14 protein-coding genes are annotated in these 14,935 nt (G+C 71.3%); 7 read left to right on the top strand and 7 right to left on the bottom strand.

The annotated features are described in order from the left end of the window. Position 1 precedes the first annotated feature (1 nt). Positions 2-634 carry an ACT domain-containing protein gene (locus MBA17_RS29565; RefSeq protein ID WP_238499925.1) on the top strand — a complete coding sequence of 211 codons (633 nt, stop codon included), beginning with the start codon at positions 2-4 and terminating at the stop codon, positions 632-634. Between the two features lie 15 nt (positions 635-649). Here MBA17_RS29565 and MBA17_RS29560 read toward each other — a convergent pair whose 3' ends face one another. Further along, the gene (locus MBA17_RS29560) at positions 650-1,942 is read right to left on the bottom strand and encodes an ABC transporter ATP-binding protein (RefSeq protein ID WP_238499924.1); all 1,293 of its coding nucleotides are present in this window, start codon (positions 1,940-1,942) and stop codon (positions 650-652) included. 473 nt (positions 1,943-2,415) lie between these two features. Between MBA17_RS29560 and MBA17_RS29555 the strand changes: the two genes are divergently transcribed. Beyond that, positions 2,416-3,435, top strand: coding sequence for a LacI family DNA-binding transcriptional regulator (locus MBA17_RS29555; RefSeq protein ID WP_238499923.1), 1,020 nt, complete (start codon positions 2,416-2,418; stop codon positions 3,433-3,435). 15 nt (positions 3,436-3,450) lie between these two features. Next, positions 3,451-4,341, top strand: a complete 891-nt coding sequence (locus tag MBA17_RS29550) for a carbohydrate kinase family protein (protein WP_238499922.1) — start codon at positions 3,451-3,453, stop codon at positions 4,339-4,341. Between the two features lie 184 nt (positions 4,342-4,525). On the opposite strand, the gene eda is transcribed toward MBA17_RS29550, so the two are convergent. From eda to zwf, 4 genes are read right to left on the bottom strand one after another with little or no spacing between them, the layout of a single operon-like run. Further along, positions 4,526-5,155 (bottom strand): bifunctional 4-hydroxy-2-oxoglutarate aldolase/2-dehydro-3-deoxy-phosphogluconate aldolase, encoded by a 630-nt coding sequence (eda, locus tag MBA17_RS29545; protein WP_238499921.1) that lies wholly within the window; start codon positions 5,153-5,155, stop codon positions 4,526-4,528. Further along, positions 5,152-6,117, bottom strand: a complete 966-nt coding sequence (locus tag MBA17_RS29540; RefSeq protein WP_238499920.1) for a glucokinase — start codon at positions 6,115-6,117, stop codon at positions 5,152-5,154. Before MBA17_RS29540 ends, eda begins: the two co-directional genes overlap by 4 nt. Beyond that, positions 6,114-7,961, bottom strand: coding sequence for a phosphogluconate dehydratase (edd, locus tag MBA17_RS29535; RefSeq protein ID WP_455432880.1), 1,848 nt, complete (start codon positions 7,959-7,961; stop codon positions 6,114-6,116). The genes MBA17_RS29540 and edd overlap by 4 nt, the downstream gene beginning before the upstream one ends. Then, positions 7,958-9,433 (bottom strand): glucose-6-phosphate dehydrogenase, encoded by a 1,476-nt coding sequence (zwf, locus tag MBA17_RS29530; protein WP_274386170.1) that lies wholly within the window; start codon positions 9,431-9,433, stop codon positions 7,958-7,960. The genes edd and zwf overlap by 4 nt, the downstream gene beginning before the upstream one ends. Positions 9,434-9,584: 151 nt before the next feature. Here zwf and MBA17_RS29525 point away from each other — a divergent pair, with 151 nt between their 5' ends. Then, entirely contained in the window at positions 9,585-10,787 is a 1,203-nt protein-coding gene (locus MBA17_RS29525) for an ROK family protein (protein ID WP_238499919.1), read from the top strand. An 18-nt stretch (positions 10,788-10,805) separates the two neighbouring features. Here MBA17_RS29525 and MBA17_RS29520 read toward each other — a convergent pair whose 3' ends face one another. Next, positions 10,806-11,537, bottom strand: coding sequence for a DUF2470 domain-containing protein (locus MBA17_RS29520; RefSeq protein ID WP_238499918.1), 732 nt, complete (start codon positions 11,535-11,537; stop codon positions 10,806-10,808). A gap of 79 nt (positions 11,538-11,616) precedes the next feature. Here MBA17_RS29520 and rpsD point away from each other — a divergent pair, with 79 nt between their 5' ends. Next, complete coding sequence (gene rpsD, locus MBA17_RS29515) at positions 11,617-12,231, top strand: 30S ribosomal protein S4 (protein WP_238499916.1); 615 nt, start codon at positions 11,617-11,619, stop codon at positions 12,229-12,231. Here rpsD and MBA17_RS29510 read toward each other — a convergent pair. After that, on the bottom strand, positions 12,219-13,010 hold the full coding sequence (locus MBA17_RS29510) for an ion transporter (protein ID WP_238499914.1): 792 nt from the start codon (positions 13,008-13,010) through the stop codon (positions 12,219-12,221). The two genes, rpsD and MBA17_RS29510, sit on opposite strands and share 13 nt — an antisense overlap. 191 nt (positions 13,011-13,201) lie before the next feature. On the opposite strand from MBA17_RS29510, the gene MBA17_RS29505 reads away from it, so the two are divergent. After that, positions 13,202-14,110 (top strand): ATP-binding cassette domain-containing protein, encoded by a 909-nt coding sequence (locus tag MBA17_RS29505; protein WP_238499913.1) that lies wholly within the window; start codon positions 13,202-13,204, stop codon positions 14,108-14,110. After that, on the top strand, positions 14,107-14,907 hold the full coding sequence (locus MBA17_RS29500; protein WP_238499912.1) for a hypothetical protein: 801 nt from the start codon (positions 14,107-14,109) through the stop codon (positions 14,905-14,907). The genes MBA17_RS29505 and MBA17_RS29500 overlap by 4 nt, the downstream gene beginning before the upstream one ends. The last annotated feature ends 28 nt before the right edge of the window (positions 14,908-14,935 follow it).

Below are 14,935 nucleotides of genomic sequence, written 5' to 3'. Positions count from 1 at the left end.
GATGCTGATGCGGCTGCGAGTGTCGATTCCCGACCGCCCGGGATCACTCGGACAGGTGGCCAGGGTTCTCGGGACGCTGGGAGCGGACATTCACCAGGTGACCGTCCTGGAGCGCGAGGGTGGCAGGGTCGTGGACGATTTCACGGTGTCCTGGCCGGGTCCGCCCGTGGTGGCGGATGTGCGCGACCGGCTCTCGGCGGTGCCCGGGGTGCAGGTGGAGGGGGCCTGGCTGACCAGGGAGGTGCCCGGGTCCGCCCCCGACCACGATCTGCTCAGGCAGGTGGTGACCGATCCCGCGCGGGCCTTCGCGACGCTCACGGACGCGGTGCCCGACCTCGCGGGGGCCGACTGGGCGGCCGTGGTCACGGCGGAGACGCCGCCGCCCGCGGTGGTGCACCGGAGTTGGCGCACGCCCCGGACCTACGTGCCTGTGGAACCGGTCCGGCGTCCCGCCGTGTTCGTGGACGGGGAGACGCGGTTGATGAGCGTGCCGCTGACGGGGGCCGGGCTCTGCCTGGTGGTCGCCCGCGAACAGGGCCCCGCCTTCCACCGCGCGGAGCTGGACAGGATCGCCCGCGTGGCGGAGATCGTCACCCTGCTCGCCATCGCGGGCGCCAGCCGTACCCTGGCTTGAGCGAGCTTCCCGGCGTCAGCGACGGGGTGGGTCGATGCGGTTGCCCTCGCTGGTGAAGAGCATGAGGCGATTGAGGTCGATGCCGACTCTGGCGGTCTCGCCCGCCCGCCAGACGGGGCGGGAACCGAGCCTGACGATCAGGTCGGCGCGGCGGTGGGTGCCGCTGAGGGCCTGGCCGTTGGTCTCCGGCGGTGTCTCGGGCTCGGGCTCGGCGCCTCCCGAGAGCAGGCGGCGCATCATCGAACGGGCCTTGCCGCCGGTGGCCCCGGCGGCGGCGGGGCCACCGGCGGCCCGCGGGTCGGGGGGCTCGGGAACCGTGACGGCGGGCAGCCCGGCTTCGACGTAGGCGAGCCACTCGTGGCCGTGGTACTCAAGCGTGCGGACCCTGCCGTGGAAGGACGGTCCGTCGAAGGTGTCCGGGACGGGGGCCAGGGCGTCGGGCCTGATGCCCACGATGATGTGGCCGCCGGTGTGCTGGGAGACCGCGTAGGCGCGCGGATCGGTCCACGGGATGGTGATCTGGTGCGGGCCGAAGTCGAGCAGGATGTACTCGTTCTGCGGGGTGCGCACCTGCGGGGCCAGCAGGTTGATCTGCTGGGAGCTGAGGAAGGCGGCCACGAACGCGGTCGCCGGGTCGTTGTAGATCTGCCCGGGGGTGCCGACGTCCTGCAGCACGCCGCGGTTCATGATGGCGATGCGGTCGGCGAGGGTGAGCGCCTCGACCTGGTCGTGCGTGACGTAGATCGTGGTCACGCCCAGCGCGCGGACCAGCGAGGAGATCTCCATCCGCAGTTCGGTGCGCATGCCGGCGTCGAGGTTGGACAGCGGCTCGTCCATCAGGAACAACGACGGCTGGCGCACGATCGCCCTGCCCATCGCCACCCGCTGGCGCTGACCGCCTGAGAGCGTTCCAGGGCGGCGCTCCAGCGTCTCGTCGATGTGCAGCGCCTTCGACAGTTCGGTGACGCGTTCCTTGACGAGCGCGGGGTCGGCCTTGGCGATCTCCAGCGGGAAGGCGATGTTGCCCCGCACGGTCCGGTGCGGGTAGAGGGCGCCGTTCTGGAAGACCATGGCCACGTCGCGGTCGCGGGGCGCGAGGTGGTTGGCGATCCGCCCGTCGAGCCACAGGTCGCCGGAGGTGATGTCCTCCAGACCGGCGATCATCCTGAGCAGGGTCGATTTACCGCATCCGGACGGGCCGAGCAGGACGAGCAGTTCGCCGTTCTCGGCGCGCAGGCTCAGCCGATCGACCGCTAGGTGCCCACCCGGGTACACCTTGGTCACGTCATCGAGGACGACCGTACTCATTGGTCTGCTCCGCCCGCATCCTGAAGGTTCTGATCATCCCCCCCACAGTGGGGCCGCGGATCCGCAGGTCGGAGGGCGGGCGAGAGACGCCGGCTGTGGCGGTGCTGATTGATGAGGTAGTACATCGCGCGGGGACGGCCTGTGTCCATACATGGCAGACAATTTTCGTATCCGTGATGTTTCGTAGGCGTCTTTTCGGTCGGCCGCTAATGCATTAGCAGTCAGGCCGCAGCTGTGCGCGCCCACCACGATCGGCGTCTGCCGCTAGGCTGTTCGTCCAGCTCATTCCCATGTTGACCTGCGTCCGCCCAGCCGTGGAAGTGGTTGCCGAAATTTTCGGCAACCGATTTATGGGTTCACACTTTTGTCATCCACTTGGTTACCATACTTCGGGCTACATGTCCGTTATGTCGGATGTCTTGCCGGTGATCCGGTGCGAAATCGGAGCGGGGGGCCCGCGTAAAGTACTCCTCATGAACGGCACCCGGCTCTCCGACATCGCAGCCCAGGCAGGGGTCAGTGAGGCCACGGTCAGCCGGGTTCTGAACGGCAAGCCGGGGGTGTCCGCCGCCACCCGGCAGGCGGTGCTCGCCGCGCTCGACCTGATGGGCTACGAGCGCCCGCAGCGGCTGCGGCAGCGCAGCAACGGCCTGATCGGCCTGGTCACCCCGGAGCTGGACAACCCGATCTTCCCGGCCTTCGCGCAGGCCGTGGAGAAGGCCCTGACCCAGCACGGCTACACCCCGGTGCTGTGCACCCAGCTTCCCGGCGGCGCGCCGGAGGACGAGTTCACCGACCTGCTGCTCGACCGCGGGGTCAGCGGCATCGTGTTCGTCTCCGGCCTGCACGCCGACACCACCGCCCGGATGGACCGCTACACCAGGCTGATCGACAGAGGCCTGCCGATCGTCCTCGTCGACGGCTACAACGACCGGATCCAGGCCCCCTTCATCTCGCCCGACGATCGGCTCTCCTCCCGCCTGGCCGTGCAACACCTGGTGGACCTCGGGCACGAGCGGATCGGCCTCGCCGTAGGGCCCCGCAGGTTCGTGCCGGTGATCCGCAAGATCGAGGGCTACCGGCAGGCGATGACCAGGCTGCTCGGCGTGATGGAGGAGGATCTGGTCGCGCACTCGCTGTTCTCCGTCGAAGGCGGGCAGGCGGCGGCGGGCGTGCTGCTCGAACGCGGCTGCACGGGCATCGTCTGCGCGAGCGACCTGATGGCGCTGGGCGCCATCCGCGCCTGCCGGGCCCAGGGACTGGCCGTCCCCGGCGAGGTGTCGGTGGTCGGGTTCGACGACTCGCCGCTGATCGCCTTCACCGACCCGCCGCTCACCACCGTGCGAAAGCCGATCGGAGCGATGGCCGCGGCGGCCGTCGAAACCCTGCTGGAGGAGATCAACGGAGCCCCGGCCAAGCACGTCGAGCTCGTCTTCCAGCCGGAACTCGTGGTACGCGGCTCCACCGGCTCCGGCCCGCTGGTCAACCGCTGAACAGAAGGAGACCGATTGAACCTCGATGTGCTGGTGATCGGGGGCACGGGCGTCGACACGACCGTCTACGTGCCCGAGCTGCCCCTGCCGTACGCCGACACCTACGCCGTGCCGCCCGTGATCGACCGGATCGGCAACACCGGCTCGGGCGTCGCGCTCGGCTGCCAGGCGCTCGGCCTGCGGGTGCGGCTGGCCGACATCATCGGCGACGACCCGCAGGGCCGTCTGATCCGTGACGTGCTCGCCGCCCGGGACGTCGATTTCAGCTGGGAGACCTCGCCCGCGGGCACCCGGCGCAGCGTACTGCTCGTCGGCCCGGACGGGCGCCGGCTGTCGTTGTTCGACCCGCGTGAGACGCAGGGCGAGCGACTCTCGCCGGACTACTACCGCGCCGCGCTCGGCCAGGCCCGGCACGTACACCTGTCGATCAACGACTTCTCCCGCCATCTCTACCCGGAGATCCGCGAGCTGGGCGTTCCCTGCTCGACCGACCTGCACGACTGGGACGGCCGCAACGACCATCACAAGGACTTCGCCTACGAATCCGACCTGGTCTTCCTCTCCTCGACCGCGCTCACCGACGTCGAGGCCACCATGCGCGACATCCTGGCGAAGGGGCGGGCCGAGGCCGTCCTGTGCACGGCCGGAGCCGAGGGAGCCTACCTGCTGACCCGTGCCGGCGACACCCTGCACCACCAGCCCGCCGCCCCGCTGCCCGGCCCGGTCGCCGACAGCAACGGCGCCGGCGACGCGTTCGTCTCGGGGTTCCTCTACGGCCGGCTGCGGGGCCACGGCGAGAGCGAGTGCATGCGGCTGGGCGCCGTCGCCGGGGCCCACGCCTGCGTCTCGGCCGGCACCCACGAGAATCCGATCACCGAGAAGGAACTGCTCACCCAGGCCGGGTGAGCAGTCCTCCGATGAGAAAAGGCCCGTGGCCGCATGGTGCGGCGGCCACGGGCCGTGCAACCTTGAGGACGGCACCGGGTCGCGGCGCCGTCCTCTGCCTGGTGGTCGCCCGCGAACAGGGCCCCGCCTTCCGCGCCTGGCACGTCGGCGGGGCCGAGAGCGGAAGGAGCCCGGCCGGCGTCGCCTATCTCAGCGCCGCCGCCTGCGCCGCGAGCTTCTCCACGCGGGCGAAGTCGCGGCTCGCGAGAGCGTCGGCGGGGGTGAGCCAGGTGCCGCCCACACAGCCCACGTTGGGCAGGGCCAGGTAGGCGGGCGCGGTCTCCAGCCGGATGCCCCCCGTGGGGCAGAACCGCACCTCGGGCACCGGCCCCGACAGCGCCTTGAGGTACGGCAGGCCGCCGGCGGCCTCGGCGGGGAAGAACTTCATCTCGGTGATCCCCTGCTCGGCGAGGGCCAGCACCTCCGACGCGGTGGCCGCCCCCGGGAGGAAGGGCACGCCGCTCGCCAGCAGCGCGGTGGTCAGCGCGGGCGTCGTCCCCGGGCTGACCAGGAACTTCGCGCCGGCCTTGATCGAGGCCGTCACGTCGTCGGCGGTGCGCACGGTGCCCGTGCCGATCACCGCGTCGGGAACCTCGGCGGCGATCCTGGCGACGGCCTCCAGGGCGGGGGCCGTGCGCAGGGTGACCTCGATCACCGGCAGCCCGCCCGCGACCAGCGCGCGGGCCATGGGTACCGCGGTCTCCAGATCGTCGATGACGACGACGGGCACCACGGGGGCGAGGTCGAGCAGGCTCATCCGGTCCTCCAGAGTCATGTCAATTCCATTCTGGCCGATCGCTGGACCAGGCACGCCGCCGCTCCCAGGAGCGCCGGATGACCGCCGACGATCAGGCGGGTCGGGATGGCGGTCAGATAGTCGCCCAGGTCGGGGGTGAGTTCGAACCTGCGGCGGAAGTCGCTGGCGCGCAGCCGGTCGGCGATCCGGGGCAGCACGCCGCCGCCGAGATAGACGCCGCCTCGGGCGCCGAGGGTCAGCGCGGTGTTCCCCGCGAAGCTGCCGAGCAGCCCGCAGAACACCTCGATCGTCTCGGCGCACCGCGTGTCGTCCCGGCGCAGCACGATCTCCGAGGCGGGCAGGGGGGTGGCCGCGACGCCGTCGACCAGCGCCAGCCCGTGGTGCAGCCGGCTCAGCCCCGGGCCGGACAGCAGGTGCTCGGCCACGATGACCTCCCTGCCCTGCGCGCGCAGGGCGCGCACGACCTCGATCTCGCGTTCGGTCACGACCGGCGCGGTCACGTGGCCGCCCTCGCACGCGATCGGCACCCACTCGCCGCCCGCCGGTACCAGCCCCGAGACGCCCAGCCCGGTGCCGGGCCCGAGCACGGCCTTCACCCCCCGCACCGGCTCCGGGCCGCCCAGCGACATCAGCATGTCGTCTTCGAGGTACGGCAGGGCGAACGCCAGCGCCTCGAAGTCGTTGAGCAGCACCGCGCCGGGCACACCGAGGTCGCGGGCCGACCCCGACCAGGCGGCGTTGGTGAGGTGGTAGCGGTCGCCGTCCACCGGTCCCGCGATCGCGAGGCATGCCGCGCCCGGCCGAACTCCGCCCGCATGATCTGCGAGATAGGCGGCTACGGCTTCGGGCAGGCCCTCGTGATCGGCCACGCGCAGGACGGCGATCGCCTCCGGATGCCCGTCCGGCCGGGTGACCAGGCCGAAGCGGGCATTGGTGCCGCCGATGTCGGCGACGAGCCAGGGAAGTGCGGGATGGGTCAACGGGCCGCGCCGTTCAGGGCGAAGATCCCCGCGCCGCGTTCGGCGGGTGCCGACGCCGCGCGGAACGCCGCGAACAGCTCGCGGCCGGTGCCCACCCACTGCGCGTCGGTGAGCGGCGCGCCCTCGGGGGTGCGGCGGGCGAGCTCCTCCTCCGCCACGAGGAGGTCCAGGGTCCCCTGCGCCGAGTCGAGCCTGATCGGGTCGCCCTCGCGGACCAGCCCGATCGGGCCGCCGCGCGCGGCCTCCGGAGAGAGGTGGATCGCGGCGGGCACCTTGCCGGACGCGCCCGACATCCGGCCGTCGGTGACGATCGCGACCCGCTGTCCCCGATCCAGCAGCACGGCGAGCGGCGAGGTGAGCTTGTGCAGCTCGGGCATGCCGTTCGCACTGGGTCCCTGGTGCCGGATGACGGCGACGAAGTCCTGCCCGTCGAGCTCGCCGGCCTCGAAGGCGCTCAGCAGTTCGAGCTGGTCCTCGAAGACCTTGGCGGGCGCCTCGATCAGCAGGTGCTCGGGCTTGACCGCGGACACCTTGCTGACGGCGCGGCCGAGGTTCCCGCTGATCATGTGGATGCCGCTGTCGGCGGAGAACGGGTCGGCCACCGGGCGCAGCACGCCGAGGTCGCCGCTGCCGGTGGTCCGCTCCTCCCAGACCAGGCCGCCGTCCTCCTTCAGCTCGGGGGCCGAGCGGTAGTGGTCCAGCCCCCGGCCGGCCACCGTGAGCACGTCGCCGTGCAGCAGCCCGGCGTCCAGCAGATCGCCGATCAGCACCTGCATGCCGCCTGCGGCCTGGAAGTGGTTCACGTCGGCCTCGCCGTTGGGATACATCCGGGTCAGCAGCGGCACCACCTTCGACAGCGCGGCCAGGTCGTCCCAGAGCAGCTCGATGCCGGCCGCCGCGGCGATGGCGACCAGGTGCAGGGTGTGGTTGGTGGAGCCGCCCGTCGCCAGCAGCGCCACGACGGCGTTGACGATCGCCCGCTCGTCCACGACATGCCCGGCCGGGGTGTACTCCCGCCCGTGCACGGTCAGCTCGACCGCGCGGGAGCCCGCCGCCCGGGTGAGCGCCTGGCGCAGTTCGGTGTGCGGGTTGATGAAGGTCGAGCCGGGCAGGTGCAGCCCCATGACCTCGACGAGGACCTGGTTGGAGTTGGCGGTGCCGTAGAAGGTGCAGGTGCCGGGGGAGTGGTACGACTTCGCCTCGGCGTCGAGCATCTCGCCTCTGTCGATCCGGCCCTCGGCGAAGAGCTGGCGGCTGCGCGCCTTCACCTTGTTGGGCAGGCCGGAGGTCATCGGCCCGGCCGGGACGAACACGGCGGGCAGGTGGCCGAAGTGCAACGCGCCGATCAGCAGGCCGGGCACGATCTTGTCGCACACGCCCAGCATCAGCGAGGAGTCGAACATGTCGTGCGACAGCGCGATGGCGGTGGCCATCGCGATCACCTCACGGCTGTAGAGCGACAGCTCCATGCCGGCCCGCCCCTGCGTGATGCCGTCGCACATCGCGGGCACGCCACCGGCGACCTGTGCCACCCCGCCCGCCGCCCGGACCGCGTCCTTCAGCGCCCGCGGGTAGGTCTCGTACGGCTGGTGCGCGGACAGCATGTCGTTGTAGCTGGTCACAATGGCGACGCCGGGCTTGGCCGAGCCGCGCAGGTCGCGCTTGTCCTCGGCCGGGCTGCCCGCGAAGCCGTGCGCCAGGTTGGCGCACCCCAGCGAGGCCCGCGCCGGACCGCGCTCCCGTGCCTCCCGCGCGGCCACTTCGATCCGCTTCAGATAGGCGGTACGGCTGGCGAGGCTGCGCGTCCGCATCCTGTCCGTGACCTCTTCGACGATCCTGTTCACGCCAAGTCCTCCTCATGCCAGGTGCGGTCGCTGCGGGCGAGTAGTTCGTGTGCCGAGGCGGGGCCGGAGCTGCCCGCCGGGTAGGGCTCGGGCGGCGTGCCGTTCGCCTCCCAGGTGGCGAGGATCGGGTCGATCCACCGCCAGGCCGCCTCCACCTCGTCGCGGCGCATGAACAGCGTCGGGTTGCCGCTCAGCACGTCCATGAGCAGCCGCTCGTAGGCTTCGGGGACCCGGGTGGCGAAGGTCTGCGCGAAGCTGAGGCTCAACGGCACCGGGCGCAGCGCGATCTCGCCCGCCCCCGGCTCCTTGGCCATGATGTGCAGGTGGATGCCCTCGCTCGGCTGTAGCCGCAGCACCAGCCGGTTCGGGGCGCCGCCGGGGAAGATCGAGTGGGGCACGTCCTTGAACTGCACCACGATCTCCGACCGGCGGCTCGGCAGCCGCTTGCCCGTGCGCAAGTAGAAGGGGACTCCGGCCCAGCGCCAGTTCTTGACCTCGGCGCGGATCGCGGCGTAGGTCTCCACCTGCCGGGAGGCGTCGGTCGGCGGGGTGCTCGCCGGCTCCTCCAGGTAGCCGGGCATCCCCGGCCCTTCGGTGTACTGGCCGCGCACGGTGAACCGGTCGGCCTCGGTGCCGGTGATCGGTCTCAGCGACTGCAGCACCTTGACCTTCTCGTCGCGGATCGACTCGCGGTCGTTGCGCGACGGCGGCTCCATGGCGACCAGGCACAGCAGTTGCAGCAGGTGGTTCTGCACCATGTCGCGCAGCGCCCCCGCGTGGTCGTAGTACCCGCGCCGGCCGGGCGTGCCGACGGTCTCGGCGACGGTGATCTGCACGTGGTCGATCCAGAGGGAGTTCCAGATCGGTTCGAGGAAGGCGTTGGCGAAGCGGAGGACCAGCAGGTTCTGCACGGTCTCCTTGCCGAGGTAGTGGTCGATCCGGAAGATCTGCGCCTCTTCGAAGATCTCGCCGACCTCGTCGTTGATGGCCTGGGCGCTGGCCAGGTCGCGCCCGAGCGGCTTCTCCAGCACGACCCGCGAACGCGGCGTCACCAGCCCGGCCGCGTCCGCCTCCCGGCAGAACGGGCCGAAGGTCATCGGCGGGCTGGCCAGGTAGAAGACCCGGTCACGCTGCTCGTGTCCGTGGAGCAGGGCGGCCAGTTCGGTCCAGCCGCCGGCGGCGTCTCCGCCCACGTCGACGGTCACGTGGTGGAGCCGGTGGAGGAAGCGCTGCCAGCCCTCGGGGTCCTCGGCCGGCACGGCCCCGGCGGTGTGCACCTCGGCGTCCACCTTGCCGCGGAAGTCTGCGTCGGTCAGGCCGCCGCGTGACAGCGCGATGATGCGCGTCTCGGGGGCCAGCCGGCCGTCACGGTCGCTGTGGTACAGGGCGGGGATCAGCTTCCGCATCGACAGGTCGCCGGTGCCACCGAAGACGACGAGGTCGGCGGCGTGCGGGACGAACGGGGGCGGCAAGGGGGACACGGCAGAAGCTCCGATGATCTACCAAGAAGAGGACAGATCGGACACTAGCCACATCTTCGGCTTCATACAACCTGAGTTTTGCTATTTGAGATGAATAAGTGGTGACTTCTCATTACCTAACAGGGTGTGATTCACTAAGCCGATGCCACGACGTTCCGCCGCCGCGCTCGCCACCAGCGGTGAGGTCCTCCGCCTCATCCGCACGGGCGAGGCTGTCACGCGTGCCGAGATCGGCAGGGTGACCGGACTATCGCGGCCGGCCGTGGCGCTCCGGGTCACCGAACTGCTCGAACGTGACCTGGTGGTGGAGGACACGGAGGGCCCTTCGACCGGCGGCCGTCCCCCGGCCCGGCTGGCGTTCAACGCCGCGGGCGGGGTCGTGCTGGCCGCCTCGCTGGGGGCGAGCCGTACCCAGATCGCGGCCTGTGACCTCGCGGGCGCCGTGCTGGCCCAGGCGGAGGTGGCGATCGACGTCGAAGAAGGCCCGGGAGTCGTCCTGCCGCTGCTGCTGGACACCTGGGAGGGGCTGCTCGGCGAGCTGCCCTCGGCGCGGGTGCGCGGCATCGGCATGGGGGTGCCCGCGACCGTGGAGTTCGCGGCGGGCCGTACGGAAAGCGCGCGGGTGATGGCGAGCTGGACCGGCGTGGTGATCCCGCCGATCCTCGCCGGGCGCTTCCCGGTGCCCGTCTTCGTCGACAACGACGTGAACGTGATCGCGATCGGCGAGCATCACGCGGCCTATGCCGGCGAGATCGACGACCTGCTGTTCGTCAAGGTCTCCACCCGGATCGGCTCCGGCGTCATCTCGGGCGGCCACATCCTGCGCGGGGCGCTCGGCGCGGCGGGCGAGATCGGGCACATCCCGGTCCGCGACGGCGGCGGCGTGCTGTGCCGATGCGGCACCATCGACTGTCTCGACTCGGTCGCCAGCGGCACCGCGATCCTGCGCGACCTGCGTGCCAAGGGCCGCGAGGTGGCCACCCTGTCCGACGTGGTTGCCCTGGTGCGAGCCGGCGACGCCGAGACGATGTCGGTGGTCCGCGAGGCGGCCCGCCAGCTCGGCGAGGTCGTCGCCAGTGCGGTCAACCTGCTCAACCCGGCCGTGGTGGTGCTCGGCGGCGACGTGGCGGAGACCTTCCAGCCGATGGTCTCCGGCGTCCGCGAGGTCGTCTACCGCAGGTCCACCGCCCTGGCCACCCGCAACCTGCGGATCGAGCGCAGCCGCCTCGGCCCCGGCGCGGGCATCACCGGCTGCGCCCTGATGGTCCTCGGCCAGATCCTGGCGCCCGACGCCGTCGACGCCTCCCTCGCGCGCTCCGTGCCCCGGGTGGCGCAGCTGCGGTGAGCTTGACGCCGCATCACATCAGGGCTGGATCAGGGCGCGTAGTGCGCTCTCCAGGGCGCCTTCGCAGGCGGCGGGTTGTGACCACGGCAGCCGGATGAGGTGCGGGTCGTCGAGGCCGGCCCGGAGCGTCGCGCCGTAGCGGTCGAGCTCCCACAACCAGACGTCGGACGCGATCGGCCCCGCGAGCCGGCCGGCCGTCCGCTGGAGTTGGGCCCGGTGGCAGGAGTTGACGTGCCTGATCATGCTCTCGGCCGCGTCGAGCAGCGGGTCGGGGGAGGCGCCGAGATAGTCCTCCGCGTCGAGCATTCCCGAGTCCTGCCCGACGAGGTAGATCACCTGCCCCACGTCCACTCGCAGCAGCCGGGGGGCGCCGGGCTCGCCCGCCCGCTCCACCGCCTCGAAGAGCGCCTCGTCCGGACAGCGTTCGGCGACGGCGACCGCGGCCTGCCGTGCCTCGCCGGGGGGTACGGACTCCAGCCAGCCCTGGGTCTTGAGCATGCCGCGCGGGCGCTCGGCGCCGCCGAGTTCACGGGAGGCGACCAGGTCCACGGTCACCACGATCTGCTCGGCCGTACCGTGCAACGGGTCTCCCGGCAGGGCCAGGAGGACGGGGCGGCCCGCGTGGTCCACGCCACCCCGCGCCGGTACGGCGGGCCGGTCGGGGGCGGCGAGCGCGACGTGGGTGGGCACGGCGGTCGCGGCGAGCGTGCGGACCCGCTCGGGGATGGGCGGAGCTGCGAGGGGCTGCATGGCCGGCCTCCTTGAGAAGCGCATTGTTATGAGGTTAGGCTAACCTTAGTAAGCATTACCTAATCACAAAGGGGTGAACGTGCGCTACACCGGTCCGAAGGTAAGGCTGTCCCGCCGGGCAGGCGTCCCGCTGACCAAGAAGGCGGTGCGCTACTTCGAGCAGCGGCCCTACCCGCCGGGCGAGCACGGGCGCAAGACCAACCGCCGCAGCACCGGCGACTACGGCCTGCGCCTGATGGAGAAGCAGAAACTGCGCTGGTACTACGACGTGTCGGAGAAGCAGCTGCGCAGATACTGGGACCTGGCGGCGCGCAGGCCGGGCAAGTCGGGGGCCGAGCTGGTGGTGCTGCTGGAGTCGAGACTGGCCTCCCTGGTGCTCCGCGCCGGCATCGCCCCCTCCATCTACGCGGCCAGGCAGTACGTCAACCACGGTCACATCACCGTGGACGGCCGCAAGGTCGACATCCCCAGCTACATCGTCAAGCCGGGCCAGACGGTCGCCGTGCGGCAGCGGTCACGGCTCATGCAGCCGTTCGTGGCGGCGGCCGAGGGCGTCCACGCCGACGACGTGACCGCGCCCTACCTGAACGTGAACCACGGTGAGCTGCGCTTCACCCTGGTCACCCGCCCCGAGCGGGAGCAGGTGCGGGTGCCGGTCGACGAGCAACTCGTGGTGGAGCACTACTCCCGCTGAGCGGGGACGACGGCCTCGCGGAGCAGGCTCAACTCCGTCCGGACCGCGGCCAGTTCCGCGAGGACCGTCTTGTTGAAGTCGTCGTTGGCGTGCAACGCGGCGTCCACGTGCTCCTCCTCCATCGCGCTGACCACCACGGCGATGAACAGGTTCAGCACCACGAAGGTGCACACCAGCATGAAGACGACGAAGAAGATCCACGCCGTGGAGTGCTCGTCCATCACCTCACGGGTGATGTCGGACCAGGCGTCGCCCGTCATCATCTGGAACAGCGTGAACAGCGAGGTCGGCAGGCTGCCGAAGTACTCGGGCGCGGTCTCGCCGTACAGTTTGGTGCTCATCACCGCCGCGACGTAGAGCACCAGGGAGAGCAGCACCACGATCGACGTCATCCCCGGAACCGCGGTGAGCAGCGCCGAGACCACCTTGCGCAGGCTCGGCACCACCGAGATCAGCCTCAGCGCGCGGAGCACCCGGAGGGCGCGCAGCACCGACATCCCGCCCGCGGTCGGCAGCAGCGAGATCCCGACGATCGCGGTGTCGAAGAGGTTCCACGGGTCGCGGAAGAAGCGCCACCCGTAGACGTACATCTTGGCGGCGAGCTCGGCGACGAAGATGTAGAGGGCGACATGGTCGACCAGGGCGAGGAACGTTCCGTAATTCGCGATCATCTCCTTCGAGGTCTCGAAGCCAAGGGTCGCGGCGTTGGCCACGATCACCGCGGTGATGAACCGCTGGAAGCCGGTGGACTCCACTGCGGCGCGGACGCGCTCGCGCATCGGCTGGAACTCTCCTGAAGATCGGGTGTGCGGCAAGATCCTAGTGGATCTTCTGTGAGTCACCGGTGAAAACGGCGCGTCTGCCCTGCTCTGTCCTGGATGGGGTCGCCTTCTCACAGAGACCTCCCAGGTTCTCTCCGGAACGCCTCAATCTGGTCGGCGAGTCTTCCGCCCATGAAGAGGCACACGTCATGATCGAGCTACGCGGGCTCACCAAGCGCTACGGCGACGTCCTCGCCGTCAGCGACCTCACCTTCGACGTACGGCCCGGCATCGTGACCGGGTTCCTCGGCCCGAACGGCTCGGGCAAGAGCACCACGATGCGGATGATCCTCGGCCTCGACGCGCCCAGTGCGGGCACCGCCGCCGTCCGCGGCCGCCGATACGCCGACCTGCCCTGCCCGATGCGCGAGGTCGGCGCCCTGCTCGACGCCCGCGCCGTGTACGGCATGCGCAGCGCCCGCACCCATCTGCGCTGCCTGGCCCAGAGCAACGGCATCCCGCCCGCCCGGGTGGAGGAGGTGCTCGACCTCGTCGGGCTGACAGGGGTGGCCCGGCGGCGCGTCGCCACCTTCAGCCTGGGCATGAGCCAGCGGCTGGGCGTCGCCGCCGCCCTCCTCGGCGACCCCGGGATCCTGATCTTCGACGAGCCGGTGAACGGGCTCGACCCCGAGGGCATCCGGTGGATCCGCACCCTCATGCGCGACCTCGCCGCCGAGGGCCGCACCGTGCTGGTCTCCAGCCACCTGATGAGCGAGATGGCGCTCACCGCCCACCACCTCGTCGTCATCGGCCGCGGCCGCCTCGTGGCCGACACGCCCCTCGACGACTTCGCCGCCACGGCCACCGTCCTGGTCCGCACGCCCGACGCAGCCGCCCTCGCCGCGCTCCTGACCGCGCACGGCGCCGACGTGGACCCCGGGCCGGGCGGGGTACTCCTGGTGACCGGCATGGACGCGCCCGGCATCGGTGAGCTCGCCGCCGCGGACGGCCTGGTCCTTTACGAGCTCACTCCTGGACGTGCCTCTCTGGAGGAGGCGTTCATGGAACTCACCCGGGACACGGTTGAGTACGCCCCTCGGGAAGGCGTGACACGATGACCAGGACGACACCCGCCCCCGCGACCTTCCTGGACGCGCTGCGCTCGGAGTGGTCGAAGTTCCGCACCGGCCGCGCCACGGTGGTCAACGCGCTGGTGACCGTGGTCCTCGGCACGGGAATCGCCGCGCTGTTCGGCTCCGCGGGAGCACGCGAGTACGCCGCCATGCCCGTCGCGGAGCAGACGGCCTTCGATCCGGGCGGCACCGTCTTCCGCAGCCTGCTCCTCTCACAACTCGCCCTCGCGGCGATGGGCGCGCTCACGGCCACCGCGGAGTACCGCGCGGGAACGATGGGCGTCAGCGTGACCGCGGTTCCCCGGCGTGGGCGCCTGCTCGCCGCCAAGGCCGCCGTGGTGGCGCTGGCCGGCCTGGTGGTGGGCGAGATCACCGCGTTCTCCGTGTTCCTGGCCGGCAACGCCATGCTGGCGGGACAGGGAGCCCCCCATCTCACGCTCGGTGATGACGGCGCGCTGGGCGCGGTGGCCGGCGCGGGCCTCTACCTCGCCTTGATCGGACTGCTCGGGCTCGCCACCGGGGTCCTGCTGCGCGCCTCCGCGGGGGCGATCACCGCCCTGGCGGCCGGCATCGTGCTGCTCCCCGCCCTGGCCACCAGCTATCCGGAATGGCTCGCCTCCCTGGTGCTGAGGTACTGGCCCTCCGTCGCGGGCTCCCAGATCTTCGCGTTCAGCCCGGATCCCCGCTTCCTGCCTCCGGGCCCGGGTTTCGCGCTCTGCTGCGCGTTCGTCGCCGTACTCGCGGCCGTCGCGCTGGCCGTCTTCCGGACCCGTGACGTCTGACCGGCGCACTCCGCGGGGCCATCGCAGG

Source organism: Dolomitihabitans soli (assembly GCF_022213955.1).
In the GTDB taxonomy this organism is placed as follows: domain Bacteria; phylum Actinomycetota; class Actinomycetes; order Streptosporangiales; family Streptosporangiaceae; genus Streptosporangium_A; species Streptosporangium_A soli.
This window is presented reverse-complemented; position numbering and strand designations above follow the sequence as displayed.

Coding starts and splice junctions, on each gene's coding strand:
- MBA17_RS29560 (WP_238499924.1), bottom strand. CDS start 1,942: ATGAGTACGGTCGTCCTCGATGACGTGACCAAGGTGTACCCGGGTGGG.
- MBA17_RS29520 (WP_238499918.1), bottom strand. CDS start 11,537: ATGCAGCCCCTCGCAGCTCCGCCCATCCCCGAGCGGGTCCGCACGCTC.
- MBA17_RS29565 (WP_238499925.1), top strand. CDS start 2: ATGCTGATGCGGCTGCGAGTGTCGATTCCCGACCGCCCGGGATCACTC.
- eda (WP_238499921.1), bottom strand. CDS start 5,155: ATGACTCTGGAGGACCGGATGAGCCTGCTCGACCTCGCCCCCGTGGTG.
- MBA17_RS29555 (WP_238499923.1), top strand. CDS start 2,416: ATGAACGGCACCCGGCTCTCCGACATCGCAGCCCAGGCAGGGGTCAGT.
- MBA17_RS29500 (WP_238499912.1), top strand. CDS start 14,107: ATGACCAGGACGACACCCGCCCCCGCGACCTTCCTGGACGCGCTGCGC.
- MBA17_RS29505 (WP_238499913.1), top strand. CDS start 13,202: ATGATCGAGCTACGCGGGCTCACCAAGCGCTACGGCGACGTCCTCGCC.
- MBA17_RS29525 (WP_238499919.1), top strand. CDS start 9,585: ATGCCACGACGTTCCGCCGCCGCGCTCGCCACCAGCGGTGAGGTCCTC.
- MBA17_RS29510 (WP_238499914.1), bottom strand. CDS start 13,010: ATGCGCGAGCGCGTCCGCGCCGCAGTGGAGTCCACCGGCTTCCAGCGG.